Source organism: Limnoraphis robusta BA-68 BA1, from assembly GCF_034932365.1.
Taxonomy (GTDB): Bacteria; Cyanobacteriota; Cyanobacteriia; order Cyanobacteriales; family Microcoleaceae; genus Capilliphycus; species Capilliphycus robustus.
In genome coordinates this window covers 1-17,536 of record NZ_JAYGHR010000079.1, presented here as the reverse complement: position 1 = coordinate 17,536, position 17,536 = coordinate 1, and the positions used below count along the sequence as shown (strand labels likewise).

Genomic DNA, 17,536 nt, shown 5'->3' with positions numbered 1-17,536 from the left:
TTGTATTTTGTTAGCCACCGTAGTTCGTGCAATCTGTTCCGGTTAATCTCACTCGATTACCATCACGAGCTAGAGCATTAGCACCACCATCAGCAACTTTTGAGCATAATAGAGCTTGTACCCAGGGATCATCTCGGCTGACTTGACGGAAGTAGTCATCAGCTTCAGCGCTCGGTTGAGCAAACTTGCTGGCGTAGCGGTCAGGCGTTTGGGAGAGCAGACCCACATCAAAACCCCAATTTCGGTCAGGAGGTAAGAAGAACGGAGTACGTCCATCTGAGTTCCCAATTCGGTAAACGCGCCCTTTATTACTACTGTCTTCGTTACCAAATATTCCGGGATGTTGAGTAGCTGCATCACTCTTCATGGACTGATAGGGAGCCGTTGCATATTTACTCCGTCCTGTTTGAAGGAACGAACCGAAAATTATCGTGCTTTTCTGCTGTTTTTCTGAAATAAAGTTCTCTAAGAAACGAGGTAAGTTTTGCAGACCCCCGTTAAATTCTCCGGGTCGTGCGGGAGTATCGCCTGTTCCAACAATCAGGTTGAATGTTCCACCTTGACTCGATGGTCCTTGTAACCACCAAGATGTCGTATCAATCTTATCGTTGGAGCCTGTAGGCGAGGGAAAAGCAGCAATATCAGTGTTTACGTTATTGACTTGGCCTGCATGAATCTGTAACACAGGAACTAAAAGTGGTTGAAGTGTACCACTACTAGAACCAAAAGTGCGAGATGTATCTGGAGTAGCAGGATCGTAATACCACAACGGAAACTCAGATCCCCAGTTTTTGGCAGTTCCGTTGCGAGTTTGGAACCATAGAGTTTCGTTCGTGCTATTCGGAGGAACTGTAGTTGCTGTATAGGTAGCTATGTTGCTACTTGGATCGATTCCTAATGGAATTGGCAAGTTACTACTGTCTGGCTTAAGATTATTACCATTGCGCTCAAAAGCAACGCGACGAGGAAAACGTTGATAATCTGGAGCAGGTGGACGAGAAGTTGTACCAGAGCCGTCAATCGTATTAAAATTATCACCATCACTGAAAGCCTTTGATGCAGTCTCCGTAGCTCCACCATCTTTATCAACCACAACCCAATCATCAGGCTGACAAGCTGAAACAGGAAGCTTGAGACACATTTCCATTACATATTCAGAGAAAGTGGTTCGGCGACGTTGAATTGGGGTAACAAAGTTGTTGAAGTAGGAACTATTAGCCGGATTTTTATTAGTCACCCGGTAATCTTCATCTGTGTACAACTCATTGGGTTCAGAGGCTGCTGTATTAATAGTACCGTCTTGATTTGTATCAAACTCTGCACCACTACTCAAACCATTAACAACATAATCGTTATAAGGGTTGAAACCTGCTAACAGTCTAGCCATCTTAGCGGTGATTTGGTTTTCTAAAATTGGTAAACTACTATTATCAATAGTGCCGTTCTCATTCAAGTCAAGACCAACATCACTTTCGATAACTCGATCTCCGAGATCATTATCTCCATCGAAGTTATAACCCCCACCAATAACGACATTACCTGCATTATTTCTCAGGTCAAAATCTCCTTCGTTACGGAAACCTGGGCGAAAACCTTCTTTCAAGCTGCCATCATTTCGAGTGAGCAATGTGACAGCATCAGAAATAACCGTTGCAGGTCGCCAGTTATCTCCTTCTTTACAGTCTGGTAATCTGGGATCATTTTTCCGACAAGCAAAGTTTTTATCAAGAGTTTTGCGGGTGTAAAAATCCTTCCAGTCTGTTAATTTCTCGGTAAATTCTTCCTTAGTATGGAGGTTAAAATCACCCCAGACGTAAACAGGGACGTTACTGGCTAGAATTAAACCTTTTTCATAGACGAAATCTTCTCGACTAGAACTGTCATCATTTTGACCATCATCGGGGTTTGCATCATTACGAGCGAGTCGTTCGCCGTTAATCAGCATGATACCGTTTGGACGACGACTCGGATCGATTTTGAAATCTGCTGCACTTTTGTCAACAGTCGTATCACTAAAATCGGGTAAGGCATCATCACGAGTCGCGTAGATAATACCACTCAATGGTAAATAGTATTCTGTACCGCCAACAATCGGCCCTGTTTCAACAGGAAGACTTTGAGTGACGGTTGTATTTCTCAGAGTATTGAGATCAAGCTGAGTTACCCGCACTTCCAGAGGATAACGATCTTCTAACGGTTGTCTGTATGTTTCTGGTAAGCTTGCATTAGCTGCCACAGTACCGTCTCGATTGACTCGCAGGCTAAACGTTTCATCAACAACGGGTGTTGTTGTATTATTCGCATCAAGCGCCTTGACTTGTCTTGCATCTAAGAAAGTGGCTTCTCGAATCGCACCATCGGGGAGAGTCGTGTAAAGTTGAGTTGTGCGCGTCAGAGGATCACCAACATTATTCGTTGATGAATTCACTGGAGTTGCACCCGCTAAAATATCTAATGAACATTGAGCAGAATAAACGGCTGCGTGTTCTTCGAGGGTCAGCCCAGTAGTGAAGTTTTTGGGGTTCTGAGAAGCTCGGTAGAGTGGCTCATTGACTAGCCTTCCATCGGGATAAATCAGTTTAGCCTGTTGTGTCAGGTCAGCGTTACTAAAGCTTGTGGGTACGGGGTAAACTATCCCGTTATTAGAGCGCCCTGTATTTATAGTTGAGGCATTCCACTTTAAACCTTCTTCATTTTTAGCAGTGAAACTGGTTGAGGGGTCGTAGTAACTGCTGACACAAGCAATGGGTTCGAGATCATCCCTCTCTAAAATGGGTTCATCAGGTTTATCAACATACAGCTTTGTATCGTTAATGTTTTCTTCTGCTGATGCGTAGTGATATACAATTGTCGTTCGCATCCGCAGATCCCCTTTAGGGTTTGTGTCGCTTGCGGCTAATGGACTCCAAGCTGGTGTACTTATCCAACGAGCGCTCAGATTGGTTTCGACTTTACTTTGAAAAGTAGCTGCGGCTACTGGAGTCAAACCATCTGTTTGATACAAGTCATCGTTCTTATAGATTTTAGACCCCGGAATTACAGTACCATTTTGCTTATAAGCAGGTGACATGGGCATTGTATCCGGCCAGACTACGGTAAAAGTATCCCCCCCACTAGCAACAGGTTTGTAAACTCCACTCACTACTTCATCGACGTTCATCGTCGCCGGAATAGGAGGAGGCAAGAACGATTTACCTCGGTTGTACACTCCCGCCCCTGTCACGACTAACAAACCCCCTACGGCTTCCGAGGGTTCAACGGGATCTCGAACAGCGTCTTTTTCCCAGTCGCCATTGCGGGCTGTCTGCCCAGTGTTCGGGATCTCTGCAACCTGAGTTTGGCGATAACGCCCATCCACGTTTCCTGCCCATTTTCCTCCCGTGATATCCATTTCGTAGCCTCTGCCGCGCCATTCTCCAGTAGCATCAGGTTTAAAGAAATATCGCAAGGGTAGGTTATTTCCCACTAAAATGCGATCGCCAATCTGTTTTTCTCCACTCTCTTCAAAACTCGGATCGGCATCATCCGGTTTTGTAGCGGGCAGGTTATTAATTTCCAAGCCCAAGGTTGTATTTGCACTCAACCCATTGGTGTCCACAGGGAGCATTGCAGGAAAATTCGGGGCTAACTCTCCTTTAAGGGTTTGTACTGTTGCAGTTGCAGTGTTTGTATTCGCTTCGGATATTTCTTTGAAAGGAACTTTGCGAGTGACTTCTTGATAGTAAGAAGGGTTAGCCGCTAGCGGAGTGCCATTAGCTAGTTTTAAGGCTTCAATGCGGTTGACGTAGGCTAGGGAGTTGTACAACACATCCCTTGCTTTGTCTGAACCTACTGAGTCATTGCCGCTTGTTAGTGTTAGTTTCTTTCCACCTGGAAGATCATTTCCTGCTGTTAAACCTGGATCGAAAAGATGAACTTCAACGGGTCTAGAAATATTATCCTTATCAACTGTACCAACAACTACGTTACCTGCAACTTGAATTTTACTATTATCGGCTTTATAAAAACAGGAAGCCGGAGAGCTAACTAAATGAAGTTTAATCCCTTGGTTTGTGCTACGAGGTGAAATAATTAAGTTACTATTGGTAACAATACGACCATTCAAGTTAAATGTAGGACCCGGTGAAATATCGAGGTCATCTTCGTAAATTACCGCGTTGTTAACAATCGGTTCTCTGCCATAATCTTGTTGGAGTTCTAATGCAGAGAATCCTGGAGTCCCTTTAAAATTATCGTAATTATCTGGTGGAATACCTGGTATATCGGGACGAGGATCATCTTGAGTTATTGGTACTGTTACAGTATAGATAAAAAAGCTTTTCTTCAGTAAGCCACTTGTTGTTTTTAGCCAACCTGTATCACCCACGAGCGATGCAGAGGTACCACCCGCAGCAACACAAGCATTCGAGAGAGTTCCTGTATCTACAGGGAGTGTTCGGGCATCTAAAGGCACTCTCGCTCTTGATTCCTGATTGTTAGCTCCCTGTGCTGGGGTTCGGAAGAAGATCCCATAATAGGTTAAACTGTCATACTGAGTATCGTTGTCTGTATCAACCGGGAAACGCCAAGCCGTTTCCATCTGATTGCAATTATCAAGGTTATTTTGTGTACAAACCGTTAAACTACCTCCTGAAGTAAAACTAACCTGTAAACGTTCCTCATCTCGAAAAGTGTATAAGGCAGGATCACTCAAGGCATCATACAATGAAGATTCTGTAGGAATACCCCGACTAGATTGACCTGTTTTTCGGCTTTCATTTCCGCCCCCAAGTAAGTCTTCTAACTTCGCTCTGGCTCTATCTAGGGCTGGTGTCGCCGCTTGCAATACAGCCTGCTCTACTCGACGGTATTGAGCCGTTTTCGCTCGGTCAAACGATCGCAGGGTAATCGCTATTGTTAACAATACCACCACCAACAACACCATCGTTACTGTAGGCAAGACAAACCCCGCCCGACCCTTGCGATCGCCTTGGTTCATCGCCATCCAAGTTCTCAACAGCGATCGCATCAGCCTTTGAATGATTCTCTCAATAGACTGATACACAGTCTGTAACCGAGATTGTATTGACATTTTTGACTTATTATGCTTAGACATAGACTTGTCCTGACTTTCAGTCACGTTTGGTTTGTTGGTAGTCGGGTGAGGACAACGCCACAACCCTAGTATTAATAGTTAGTTTCAGGGGATAAGGCACTGTTGGCTTATTTCAAGCTCAAGCGTTTGATTTAAAATAGAGGTTGGTTATTATCCGTTCTAACATCCCACCGTTAGCGTTTCCCTAGAGGGAAGGTTAAATCAAGCTACGGCTCCGGGGACAGAATCGACTAGAAAAATCCAGTCCGATACACCTTTTAATAGATAGCAAATCTGTTTGATATTAGCATTCCTTCCATCACACAAACTCTGTGCGATATATCACACCTCCTTTCCATTTCCTACAACTACAGAGTTTAATGTTATTCTTCCCAACTTCAGCTCAAAAGCGATCGCCACTTTTCAAATTTATCGAGGGGTGTCAACCCGTGCGATCGCTCTTGGCTGTTTCAGTTACCTGTTTGGGTGGCGAAGCCATTACGATCAAGATGCTTCGCCACAAAATCTGAAATGGGTATTAGTTTAAGATGCGCCGCCAATATGGATATCTCGCACTCGTACCGGAACACAAGCATGAGTCATTTGGGCGAGTTGCATCGGTTCACCTTTTCCACAGTAACTTGTTCCCAATTGTTCCCGTTCAGATTCAGGGCCAATTGCATCAATTTTATTCCAAAATTCTGTGGTCATGGCGTGATAGGTGACATCTTTTAACATTCCCACAACTTTACCGTTTTTCACCTGCCAAAACGCATCGCCTCCGAATTGGAAATTACGCCGTTGTTGATCGATAGAAAAACTGCCAATTCCATCAATTAAAATCCCATCTTCGGTATCAGCAATCATCTCTGCTAAAGTAGCAGTATGACTGTCATTTTCTCGCCCTGGTTCTAAGCCTAAATTGGGAATACGAACCATCGGTACACTTGACCAACTATCGGCATAAGCACAACCATTACTGCTGACTCGTCCGAGTCGATAAGCGGTTTCGCGATCTGTTAAATAATCCACTAAAATTCCGTCTTTTACCACATACCAATCTTGCGCCGGAACGCCTTCATCATCATACCCCATTGTACTGCGTCCTCCTGCTTGGGTGCGATCGCATTTAAAGTTTACCCAAGGGGCGGCATATTGGAGTGTATTCAGTTGATCGGTTGTGGCAAAACTGGTGCCTGCAAAGTTAGATTCATAGCCATAAACCCGGTCTAATTCCGTTGGGTGTCCGACGGATTCGTGAATCGTTAAATAGAGGTTTGAGGGCTTTAAAATCAGGGTTGAACGAATGCCAGACGGCCCTGTAGGAGCGTTAACTTTTTCTATCGCTTCTTGGGCGACTCGATCAATTTGATTGTTTAAATCAGCGATATCAATATGTTCATAACCCCGGTTCAAAGGCGGACGTTCATAACCGCGACTTTGTGCATCTCCATTAGCAATTGCGGTACAACTAAAACTGGGATGACTGCGGTAAATGGTTTGTTCAATCACCGAACCTACAGTTGAAGCAAAGAGTTTATCTTCTTGGGTAAATTGGAGAAAAGACATGGCTTTTTTGATGCCTTGTTCTTCGTAGGCGAGTAACCGTTCATTGATATTCAGTAAAAATTCGGCTTTCTCAGCAATGGGAACTGTAAACGGATCAATTTCAATCGGTGTAATGTAGCTATCTTTGTACGCTTCAACGGGAACCAACTGCACGGGATTTTGTAGAGAAAGACGGCTTCCTTTGGCGATATCAACCGCTAAATTGACAATTCGCGTCACTTCTTCGGGTGTTTTTCGATGACTCGCAGCGAACCCCCAAGCGCCTTTGAGTAGAACTCGTACTCCAAAACCTGAGCTAATATTATCTTCGATCCGACTCAAAGAGCGATCGCGAGCAAAGAGGTTTTGTTTACGATAAGTGCAGAAGCGAACATCTCCATATTCACATCCAGCTTGACGAATTAAATCAATAGCAAGCGTCGCTAATTCTGTTGTTGTTTGGCGAGTCGGTGCAAGTACCATATCGTGATTTTTGAGTTCTCTAAATATTGTAGTTTATATATGTTAAACCTTTTCAGCCGATTTGCACAGTTTCAGGGTAACATTTAGGGTGAATTTTCGGTAACAAGACTGACACATCAACCCGGTTTCTCAAGGGAAATTAAACATTTCCGGCTTTGCTCGCCAACAAGAAACCGGGTTTCTTTAGCATCCATTCTAAATTTCATCTAAAATAGCATTAAACCCCCCAAGGAGTCTCACCCATTACTCAAACAACACCGAATCAAGTTTACTGGACAACGGCTGATTTAGAGTTATTACCGGATAAGGAACTTTGCAATCTTAGCAAAGTTTGTAAGAGAGTGACCAGTAAAAACTGGTAACTGATAACTGTATAACTGTAAACTGTAATGAACCCGCCCCTACAGAATAATTATTGATTAGTCGGACATCATATAATTTATCGCTTAGATTGGGGGTCAAGCGCATCTCTTAAACCATCGCCCACATAGTTAATACAAAGAACTGTTAAAAATATCGCTAAACCCGGAAATAATGCCATGTAAGGAGCCGTTTCAAGATAGTTTTGAGCATCAAAAAGCATTCGTCCCCAAGTGGGAACATCGGGGGGAAATCCTAACCCTAAAAAACTCAGCGTTGATTCGGTAATAATCGCATTTCCGACGGCTAAAGTTGCAGCGACAATAATTGGACTGAGAACATTCGGGAGAATATGAACTCGAATTAAACGAGAAGGTTTTGCACCAATCGCTTTCGCTGCCATTACAAAATCCATTTCTTTTGTTGTTAGAAAACTGGCTCTCACTAACCTCGCAACAGACATCCAAGTTAACCCACCAACCACCAATACAATTAACAGAAAAATGCCAACTTCTGGCCCAGCAACGGCTTTCATCGGTTCTCGAAAAAGGTAAATTACTAATAATAATAACGGAAGTTGAGGTAAAGAAATAAATAAATCGGTGATTCGCATCAATAAACTATCAATTATTCCGCCATAAAATCCAGAAATTGCTCCGATTAATGTTCCCACAAAAATAGCAACCATCATCGCCGCCACACCAACGGTTAAAGAAATTCGCCCACCTGCTAACATTCGAGCGAGTTGATCTTGTCCGAGATCATTGGTTCCAAAAGGGTGTTCCCAACTGGGCGGAGATGCAGAATTTCCAAAGTCTATTTTATCAATGGGAGTTGTATAAATTAACGGCAAAAAGACAACAGCAATAATAATCAAAAGTAAAACTATTAAACCAAAAACAGCCATTTTATCCCGTTTAAATCGTCGCCAAGCATCACCCCAAAGGGTTCGAGGTTTTGTTAGATTAGATTGAGATTGATTAATTACAGTCATGTCTAAACGTTTAAATTTGCTTTAAGATAGAAAGAAGAACATTAGGAGAGAATCATCATGGTTTCTCAACTCGAATCTCAGACTTCTTCAGAGGTTATTTATCCCGAACGAGATGGTCAACCGATGTCAGACAATACCATTCAGTTTCGCTGGATTCTCACTCTTTACTATAACTTAGAGTGGCTATTTGCTCACGATCCGGCTGTATTTGTGGCGGGAGATTTGCTCTGGTATCCCGTTCAAGGTAATAATAAAATTCGTCAAGCTCCTGATATTATGGTTGTGTTTGGAGTGGCGAAAGGCGATCGAGGTTCCTATCAACAGTGGAATGAAGGAAATATTGCACCCCAAGTTGTTTTTGAAATTCTCTCTCCCGGTAACAGGTTAACAGAGATGAATAAAAAGCAGGTTTTTTATGATCGTTATGGGGTAGAAGAATATTATTTGTATGATCCTCAGAAAAATGATTTGAGTGGTTGGCTACGAACGGATGAACGTTTAGATGTGATTGATGATGTCAACAATTGGGTGAGTCCTCGATTACAAATTCGTTTTGAATTATCGGAAACTGACCTTAAATTATATCATCCTGATGGAAAATTGTTTTCAACTTATTTGGAGATTCAAAACCAGTTACAACAAGCTGAACAACAGTTAGAACAGGAACGTTTACGAGCAGAACAAGCTGAACAACAATTAGAACAGGAACGTTTACGAGCAACAAGGTTAGAGGAGTTATTACGATCCGCAGGAATTGATCCTGAACAAAACAGCTAATTAATGAGTTTTCAAACCATTAGGGTGGTGTTTCAATCACCCTTTTTTATTTGTATTGAATACGCGGATCTAATATTCCATATAACAAATCAGCGATTAAATTAAAAATTACCACCAAAATCGCATAAATAAACGTAATCGCCATGACAACAGGCGTATCACTGCGATAAATAGATTCAACGAGTAATGCTCCAATTCCCGGGATTCTAAAGATTTGTTCGGTGATTAAAGCACCCGTAAATAAACTGGGAATATCTAACGCAATTAACGTGACAACTGGGATTAAAGCATTGCGTAAAACATGACCTTGAATCACGTTAAAATTGGGTAATCCTTTTGCATAAGCCGTGCGAACATAATCTTGATTTAACTGTTCTAACATCGAAGATCGAATAAACCGCATCAACACCGCAGATTGATATAAAGCCAATACAGAAATCGGCATAATTGACTGTTTGATTTGTTCTATTAATGTTTGCCAGTTGGTCACTTCTAAGGTACTATTATAAATAAAGGGAAACCAGTTTAACTGAACGCTGAAAATAATAATAAACAGTAAACCCGTGAAAAAAGGCGGTAATGAAAATCCGAGAAAGGCGAAGGTGGTAGCAACTTGATCAAAAATTGAATAGCGTTTAATGGCGGAAATAATCCCCAGTGGAAAGGCAATTAACATCGCAAAAAAATAGGCTGAACCCGCTACCCATAACGTTGTCGGTAAACGTTGTAAAATCAGTTCACTCACAGGACTACGACTGGTAAAAGAATAACCCATATCGCCCTGAAGAAAAGCCCAAGCCCATTTTAAATAGCGAATTGGAATCGGTTGATCTAAACCCAAAGATCGACGAATATTTTCTCTCACTTCTGCGGTAATTGAAGGATTGGTGGCAAATTCTCCCATCGGATCTCCCGGTGCGATCGCTAAAATTCCAAAGACTACAATACTAATTGCTATTAAAGTCGGAATTGCACTCAGAAGACGATTAATTATATATCGCGTCATAAACTCTTAATCGACTGGATTTTAATAGACAATTGCTGAAAACTGAGTTATTATAGAAGATGTTGAATCAGTCTAGCATTAAAACTCGATTCCAGCTATAGCAGTATAAAATGAGTGGTGAACTTCCAGCAGGCAAGATGCCTGCACTAGAGGGTTTCTGAGGTTGCTAACTTTCACACCTGATTTTCAATTGCTATAAAATTAAAGGCTAATATTTGTTTATTTTGCAACTGTGTCTATTCAATCTAGTTCAAAAATTCCAACGCCTGAAGACATCAAAGCCATTGATGATCAGCTTTCCCAACGGTTTATTCATCTCGATCCGGCAGGTTACTTTATTATTTATGTTGATCGAGAAGCGGGTTTAATTTGCGCGGAACACTATACGAATAATATTAACGATCAAGGACTCGCCGTTGACCCCGAAACAGGCGAACCTTTCCCTTGTACGGGTAGTTTGAAGCGTCAACCGAGCGCAGTTTTTCAGGGAAGAACCGCGAAAGAATTGGGGGTGAAAATTACAGAAGAAATCAATCCTTGTCCGTTAAGCTGTTTGGATCACGCGCTTTACTTAGGACGAGAATTTATGAAAGCAGAAATTGCACTCTTAAGCGGACAAGAGTACATTCAAGACTAAGCAAATTACTAACAAAATCGCCAAACTGGGGGATCGGTGAAAAGAAACACAAGCTGTTCCCCTCGCCCCCAGAATAAACGTTTACAGGTCGCCACCGCGAAAAGCCAGCAAAAAGATGACCACAGGGCCAGCAATCACAATCAGCGCTAACATCGTAAGCTGGGCAATGAGTTCAAAGTTGATGTTGCTGACAAAGTTAGTGATAAAGTCCATTGTTCCTCCCGAAGAAAGCCAGTATTTGTCTGAAAGATTGAGTTATGCTAAGAACCAACTGTTAATCATACAGGCGATCGCACAGTTTTTTAATAATTGTTACAAAACTCAATATTTGCGGGTTTGGGCTTCTCGAAGAAGCAGAGGGGAGTCAACCCTAGCTGATTTAAAATGTAAGCAATGGCTAAACGTAGCGATATTCTAACGATGACTGCTTATACAATTGATTTTAGTTCTGTTTGTCAAATGAGTGACGAACAATTTTATCAACTTTGTCGGAAAAACCCGGAGATAAAATTTGAACGCAATGCAACCGGAGAATTGATGATTATGTCGCCGACGGGGGGAGAAACTGGAAATCGTAATATTGAAATTGCAGGAGATTTTGTCTTTTGGAATCGTCAAAATAAATTAGGTAAACTCTTTGATTCTTCCACTTGTTTTAAACTGCCCAATGGTGCTAATCGTTCTCCTGATATTGCTTGGATTAAACAATCAAGATGGGATGAACTCACACCAGAAGAAAAAGAGAAATTTCCCCCAATTGCACCGGATTTCGTCTTAGAGTTAATGTCTCCTTCTGATAGTTTAAAAGCGACGCAAGCCAAAATGCAAGAATATATGGAAAATCAAGTTAAATTAGCTTGGTTAATTGACCGCAAAAATCTCTATGTTGAAATTTATCGTTTAGAAAAATCAGTAGAAGCCTTCAATTCTGCTACAACGTTATTTGGAGAAGACGTGTTACCAGGCTTTATTCTTGACCTAAAAATTGTCTGGAGTTAATCGTTAATCAAGGAGAGATATTCTATGATTGCTCATTCTCAATCTCAATTTATGACAGCCAAAGAGTATTTAGAATGGGAAGAAAAACAACCGATAAAATATGAATATATCAACGGTCAAGTATTCGCGATGACAGGGGGAAGTTTACCCCATAATTCTATTGCTTTAAATTTAGCTTCTGCACTCAAAAGCCATCTACGAGGAAAAGGCTGTAAAGTGTTTATGGCTGATGCAAAAGTTGGGGTTTCTAGTAACGGCCCCTTTCATTATCCTGATATCATGGTAACGTGTGACAGTCGAGATCAAACTGCCCGTCAAGTCATTTATTATCCTTGTTTAATTGTAGAAGTGTTATCTCCGAGTACAGAAGGTTTTGATAGAGGCAAAAAATTTAGACATTATCGCAAAATTGAAACGTTGAAAGAATATGTACTGGTTGACACTGAAAAAATGAATATTGAGTGTTATCGTCTGAATGAACAAAATAAATGGGAATTAACCTCTTACTCCCCAGAAGAATTAGCAATTAATCAAACCGAACTCGAAATTAATCTAACCAGTGTTAATTTTAACAGTCCAATTTCTTTAATCTATGAAGATGTCGTTTTTCCTGATGAAAATTTAGAAGATTTGGTGTTGAGTTGAGGTTCAAAACGGATTTCAAAATCCATCAAAAAATCATAATTTATTTTTCTTAGCGGTAACGGTGGTGAAGTCAATCAACTTGACAAGCTTGTATTATAATTGTAGTATATAAATTATATCTGATAGACAACGACGTAATCTGACAGTGCCGTAGACTTCTACGGTAAACTAAAGGTTGTATTGCAAGCTAGCCGCAAATAAAGGTAAATCATGGCTGAACGTAGCGATGTAAACGGAAAAGAACAAGAAATGGCAGCCAAATCTTACAAAGATACGGTGAACCTGCCACAGACTAAGTTTGATATGCGGGCAAATGCTGTCAAACGGGAACCCGAATTACAAAAATTTTGGGCAGAAAATCAAATTTATGAACGTTTATCTGAAAATAATCCGGGTGATGCGTTTATCTTACATGACGGGCCGCCCTATGCCAATGGTGCCTTACATATTGGTCATGCCCTCAATAAAATTCTAAAAGATATTATTAACCGTTACCAAATTTTGCAAGGGCGAAAAGTGCGTTATGTTCCCGGTTGGGACTGTCACGGTTTGCCGATTGAATTGAAAGTTTTACAACAAATGAAACAGTCGGAACGGGAAGAACTCACCCCGTTAAAACTGCGTCAAAAAGCAAAAGAATTCGCCCTAGAAACGGTTGACCAACAACGAGAATCTTTCAAAAGATATGGAGTGTGGGGAGATTGGGATAACCCTTATTTAACCCTAAAACCAGAATACGAAGCCGCCCAAATTGGCGTGTTTGCCCAGATGGTTCTCAAAGGTTATATCTATAGAGGATTAAAGCCTGTTCATTGGAGTCCGAGTTCAAAAACAGCCCTAGCTGAAGCGGAATTAGAATATCCAGAGGGTCATGTTTCTCGCAGTTTATTTGCGGCCTTTCCAATGACTAGCTTGGCGGAAGCAGTTAAATCAGAATTAACGCCTTTTCTACCCGATTTAGGTGTCGCGATTTGGACAACAACACCCTGGACAATTCCGGGAAATTTAGGCGTTTCGTTGAACCCTGAATTAATGTATTCTGTGGTTGAAACACAAAAAAATGCGGAAAATCCCATTCCGTTTAAATATTTGTTAGTCGCCGCAGAATTGGTCGAACGTCTATCAGCAACGTTTGGTCAAAATCTCACCGTAAAAGCAACCGTAAAAGGCAAAGATTTAGAACATTCCACTTACAAACATCCCCTATTTGACCGCGAAAGTCCGATATTAATTGGGGGAGATTATGTTACCACAGAATCCGGTACCGGACTCGTTCACACCGCCCCTGGTCATGGTCAGGAAGACTTTATCGTTGGTCAACGCTATGGTTTACCTGTATTGTGTCCGGTAGATGCAGATGGAAACTTTACCGCAGAAGCGGGTGAATTTGCAGGATTAAATGTTCTCAAAGATGCCAACGAAGCGGTTATTAAAGCCTTAGAAAAAGCAGGTTCACTCATTAAAGAAGAACCCTATCAACACAAATATCCCTATGATTGGCGAACCAAAAAACCGACCATTTTTAGGGCAACTGAACAGTGGTTTGCGTCCGTTGAAGGGTTCCGCGAAGAAGCTGTAAAAGCCATTCAAAATGTGCGTTGGATTCCCGCCCAAGGCGAAAATCGCATCACTCCAATGGTGGCGGAACGTTCAGATTGGTGTATCTCTCGTCAACGCAGTTGGGGCGTACCCATTCCTGTTTTTTATGATGAAGAAACAGGTGAACATTTGATGAACGAAGAAACGATTTCTCACGTTCAAAATATCATTGCTGAAAAAGGTTCAGATGCGTGGTGGGAACTGTCTGTTGAGGAGTTATTACCCGAAAAATATCGCAAAGATGCGGCAAAATACCGCAAAGGAACCGATACAATGGATGTTTGGTTTGACTCCGGTTCTTCCTGGGCAGCAGTCGCCAAACAACGGGGGTTAGGTTATCCTGTCGATATGTATTTAGAGGGTTCAGACCAACACCGAGGCTGGTTTAATTCCAGTTTATTAACCAGTGTGGCTAACTATGGTCATGCGCCCTATAAAATCGTATTAACTCATGGATTTGTTCTTGATGAAAAGGGACATAAAATGAGTAAATCCTTGGGGAATGTCGTTGACCCGGCGATTGTGATTGAAGGCGGTAAAAACAAAGACAAAGAACCACCCTATGGGGCTGATATTTTGCGGTTGTGGGTGTCGTCTGTTGATTATTCAACTGATGTCCCGTTGGGGGGAAATATCCTCAAACAAATGGCGGATATCTACCGCAAAATTAGAAATACAGCCCGATTTTTAATTGGAAACTTGCATGATTTTAACCCCGAAAAAGATGCGGTTAGTTATGAGGAATTACCCGATTTAGACCGATATATGCTGCATCGGATCACGGAGGTTTTTACAGAAATCAAAGATGCGTTTGATCAGTTTCAATTCTTCCGCTTCTTCCAAACGGTGCAGAATTTCTGTGTTGTAGATCTGTCTAATTTTTACCTTGATATTGCCAAAGATCGGCTGTATATTAGTGCAGATAATGCCTTCCGACGTCGCAGTTGTCAAACCGTGTTAGCGGTTGCCTTAGAAAACCTCGCCAAAGCGATCGCACCTGTCCTCTGTCACATGGCGGAAGATATTTGGCAAAATTTACCCTATGCGACTCCTTATTCATCGGTATTCGAGTCAGGTTGGGTGAAATTAGAGGAAATTTGGAAACAACCGGAACTCGCTAAATTCTGGCAAAAATTGCGGGAAATTCGCGCAGAAGTTAACCAAGTCATGGAAAAAGCCCGAAAAGAAAAGATGATTGGTTCGTCTTTAGAAGCGAAAGTTTTACTGTATGTTTCTGATGAGAACTTCCGCAAACAGTTAGAACAAATCAACCCATCAACTACAGAGTTAAAACAGCATAACGGCGTTGATCAATTGCGTTATCTGTTTATTTGTTCTCAGGTTGAACTGTTAGAAACCCCCAACAAGTTAAAAGGACTTGAATACAGCGATGAGTCTGAAGACTTGGGTATTGGAGTTGTGAAAGCTGATGGCGAAAAATGCGATCGCTGTTGGAATTATTCCGTTCATGTGGGTGAGTCTACTGAAGATCCAACCATTTGTGAACGTTGCGTCGCCGCTTTAGCAGGGGAATTCTAAACCCAACAGTAGAGTGCGTTAATATCGTTTGACGTACTCTACTTTTACCTAATTCCGATTAACTAAAGTTAAGCAAAAGGTAATCATGGTCAATTCAACAGTTAAACAAAAAATTCTGAAAGCCATTGAAGGAATGCCAGCAGATGTTACGTTTTCAGACGTTATGGAACGTCTCTACTTTTTGTATAAAGTAGAACAAGGACTTAAACAAGTTGAAGCGGGTGATGTGATTTCTCACGACGAAGCCAAAAAACGTATTAAGACATGGCAACAATAAATTGGACAGGTCAAGCATTAGCTGATTTGGAAGCAATTGGTGACTTTATTGCTATAGATGCACCAAGTTTTGCTCAAGTATTTATAGATCAAATATTTGCAGCAGTCGAACGTTTAGATGTCATATCTGTCCGACTAATCAATAATTATTCTGTAAGGGCGGGTTCTACAATATCTTTACTACTACTGAGAGATTGAGATAAACCCGCCCCCCTGAGAAGAAGTCAGAAGGCTCTGGGGCGGGTTTATTTAACTGATTTGCAGGGAAAACATACATCAACTCGAACCCGCCCCTACAGTATTATTTAACCTCTATTATTTTGTAAATTTTTTCGGGCATTACGTCGCCACATTTGGGGTTTAATTCGTCGCAACGCAGAAGCGGTAAATTGTTCGTTCCATTCTTCTTCTGAAAGTTCTGCCAACTCACTTAATTTTGGGTCAATATTTCCCGGATAAGGTTGAAACGCCTCAACATCAGTTTCTTTAGCAAAGCGTTGATTCCAAGGACATACATCCTGACAAATATCACACCCCGCAACCCAACCGTTTAAATCAATATTCTCCGGTAACTGTTCGGCGCGATTTTCAATGGTATGATAAGCAATACAGCGATTCGCATCCACCACAAACGGTTCTGTTATCGCATTCGTCGGACAAGCTTCAATACAGCGCGTACAAGTGCCACAATGTTCGGTATGGGGAGAATCTGGCGTTAACTCCAAATTCGTTAAGACTTCCCCCAAAAACACCCAAGACCCATATTCTCGTGTAATTACATTACTATTTTTCGCAATCCAACCGATACCCGCCCGTTGCGCCCAAACTTTATCAGATATCGGGCCAGTATCGGCGTAATATCGCGCTTGAATGCCTTCTCCTTGGGCTTGTAACCAGTTGGAAAACGCTTTCAACTTCTGGTGCATCACCTTATGGTAGTCTCGCCCCCAACCATAACGGGAAATTTTGCCATATTCAGCCCCTTCCCGACGTTCGTCAGGGGTGTAATAGTTCAACGCCACACAGATAACGGACTGCACCTCTGGCATGACTTGACGAATATCCTGACGTCTGGGGTTTGCCATCCAAGCCATCTCTGCTTGATAGCCTTGATTCAGCCAAGCCTGTAACCGTTCAACTTCGGCTTTGGGTTCAACAACAGTCGCTATCCCAACTTTGTGAAATCCGAGGGTGATGGCTTGCTGCTTGACTTGATGCGCTTGGACTGGGGGATACATGACCGTCGGATGTAGGGATTATATAGCACAGGTGTTGCTTTCAATGTAGCGATCGCGTTTACATTTTGCCATAAAAATATATTATTATTACAAATCAAAGTAATTTGCAAGTTTTATTTGCAAAACTTTAAAAAACGTTACATAATAGAAACCAAAGGAAGCAAGACTCAAGGTCAGCTCCTAAAAACGGTTATTTACCAGAGGAGTCTCAATACCTACTATGACTTTTACCACAGAGCAGTAACCTAGTTGACAATTTATGGTACAACACGGTACTATCTGTAAGATAACAGAATACATCTATGCAACGAGCCTTCAAGACCCAACTCAAACTTAATAACCGTCAAAAGACCTTAATGGC

13 protein-coding genes are annotated in these 17,536 nt (G+C 41.7%); 7 read left to right on the top strand and 6 right to left on the bottom strand.

Annotated elements, in window-relative coordinates; translation table 11 throughout:
* Positions 1-10: 10 nt before the first annotated feature.
* From hpsA to VB836_RS23150, 3 genes are all read right to left on the bottom strand, one after another.
* Positions 11-5,095 (bottom strand): hormogonium polysaccharide biosynthesis protein HpsA, encoded by a 5,085-nt coding sequence (hpsA, locus tag VB836_RS23160; protein ID WP_323222941.1) that lies wholly within the window; start codon positions 5,093-5,095, stop codon positions 11-13.
* Between the two features lie 522 nt (positions 5,096-5,617).
* Positions 5,618-7,105, bottom strand: coding sequence for a TldD/PmbA family protein (locus VB836_RS23155; RefSeq protein ID WP_323222937.1), 1,488 nt, complete (start codon positions 7,103-7,105; stop codon positions 5,618-5,620).
* A gap of 439 nt (positions 7,106-7,544) precedes the next feature.
* The gene (locus tag VB836_RS23150; RefSeq protein WP_323222934.1) at positions 7,545-8,459 is read right to left on the bottom strand and encodes an ABC transporter permease; all 915 of its coding nucleotides are present in this window, start codon (positions 8,457-8,459) and stop codon (positions 7,545-7,547) included.
* A 57-nt stretch (positions 8,460-8,516) separates the two neighbouring features.
* Between VB836_RS23150 and VB836_RS23145 the strand changes: the two genes are divergently transcribed.
* On the top strand, positions 8,517-9,236 hold the full coding sequence (locus VB836_RS23145; protein WP_323222933.1) for a Uma2 family endonuclease: 720 nt from the start codon (positions 8,517-8,519) through the stop codon (positions 9,234-9,236).
* Between the two features lie 46 nt (positions 9,237-9,282).
* On the opposite strand, the gene VB836_RS23140 is transcribed toward VB836_RS23145, so the two are convergent.
* A complete protein-coding gene (locus VB836_RS23140) occupies positions 9,283-10,242 on the bottom strand; it encodes an ABC transporter permease (RefSeq protein ID WP_046282423.1) in 960 nt (319 codons plus the stop codon).
* Positions 10,243-10,474: 232 nt separating this feature from the next.
* On the opposite strand from VB836_RS23140, the gene VB836_RS23135 reads away from it, so the two are divergent.
* Entirely contained in the window at positions 10,475-10,879 is a 405-nt protein-coding gene (locus VB836_RS23135; protein ID WP_323222927.1) for a DUF4346 domain-containing protein, read from the top strand.
* A gap of 81 nt (positions 10,880-10,960) precedes the next feature.
* Here VB836_RS23135 and psb30 read toward each other — a convergent pair whose 3' ends face one another.
* Entirely contained in the window at positions 10,961-11,092 is a 132-nt protein-coding gene (gene psb30 / locus VB836_RS23130; RefSeq protein ID WP_046282421.1) for a photosystem II reaction center protein Ycf12/Psb30, read from the bottom strand.
* Positions 11,093-11,299: 207 nt separating this feature from the next.
* On the opposite strand from psb30, the gene VB836_RS23125 reads away from it, so the two are divergent.
* From VB836_RS23125 to VB836_RS23105, 5 genes are all read left to right on the top strand, one after another.
* Positions 11,300-11,878 (top strand): Uma2 family endonuclease, encoded by a 579-nt coding sequence (locus VB836_RS23125; RefSeq protein ID WP_323223049.1) that lies wholly within the window; start codon positions 11,300-11,302, stop codon positions 11,876-11,878.
* Between the two features lie 24 nt (positions 11,879-11,902).
* Positions 11,903-12,523 (top strand): Uma2 family endonuclease, encoded by a 621-nt coding sequence (locus VB836_RS23120; protein ID WP_323222923.1) that lies wholly within the window; start codon positions 11,903-11,905, stop codon positions 12,521-12,523.
* Between the two features lie 249 nt (positions 12,524-12,772).
* Positions 12,773-15,661 carry an isoleucine--tRNA ligase gene (gene ileS / locus VB836_RS23115; RefSeq protein WP_323223047.1) on the top strand — a complete coding sequence of 963 codons (2,889 nt, stop codon included), beginning with the start codon at positions 12,773-12,775 and terminating at the stop codon, positions 15,659-15,661.
* Between the two features lie 85 nt (positions 15,662-15,746).
* Positions 15,747-15,938 carry a hypothetical protein gene (locus VB836_RS23110; protein ID WP_323222920.1) on the top strand — a complete coding sequence of 64 codons (192 nt, stop codon included), beginning with the start codon at positions 15,747-15,749 and terminating at the stop codon, positions 15,936-15,938.
* A complete protein-coding gene (locus VB836_RS23105) occupies positions 15,926-16,135 on the top strand; it encodes a type II toxin-antitoxin system RelE/ParE family toxin (protein WP_323222917.1) in 210 nt (69 codons plus the stop codon). The genes VB836_RS23110 and VB836_RS23105 overlap by 13 nt, the downstream gene beginning before the upstream one ends.
* Positions 16,136-16,242: 107 nt before the next feature.
* Here VB836_RS23105 and queG read toward each other — a convergent pair whose 3' ends face one another.
* On the bottom strand, positions 16,243-17,175 hold the full coding sequence (gene queG, locus VB836_RS23100; RefSeq protein ID WP_323222914.1) for a tRNA epoxyqueuosine(34) reductase QueG: 933 nt from the start codon (positions 17,173-17,175) through the stop codon (positions 16,243-16,245).
* Positions 17,176-17,536 lie beyond the last annotated feature (361 nt).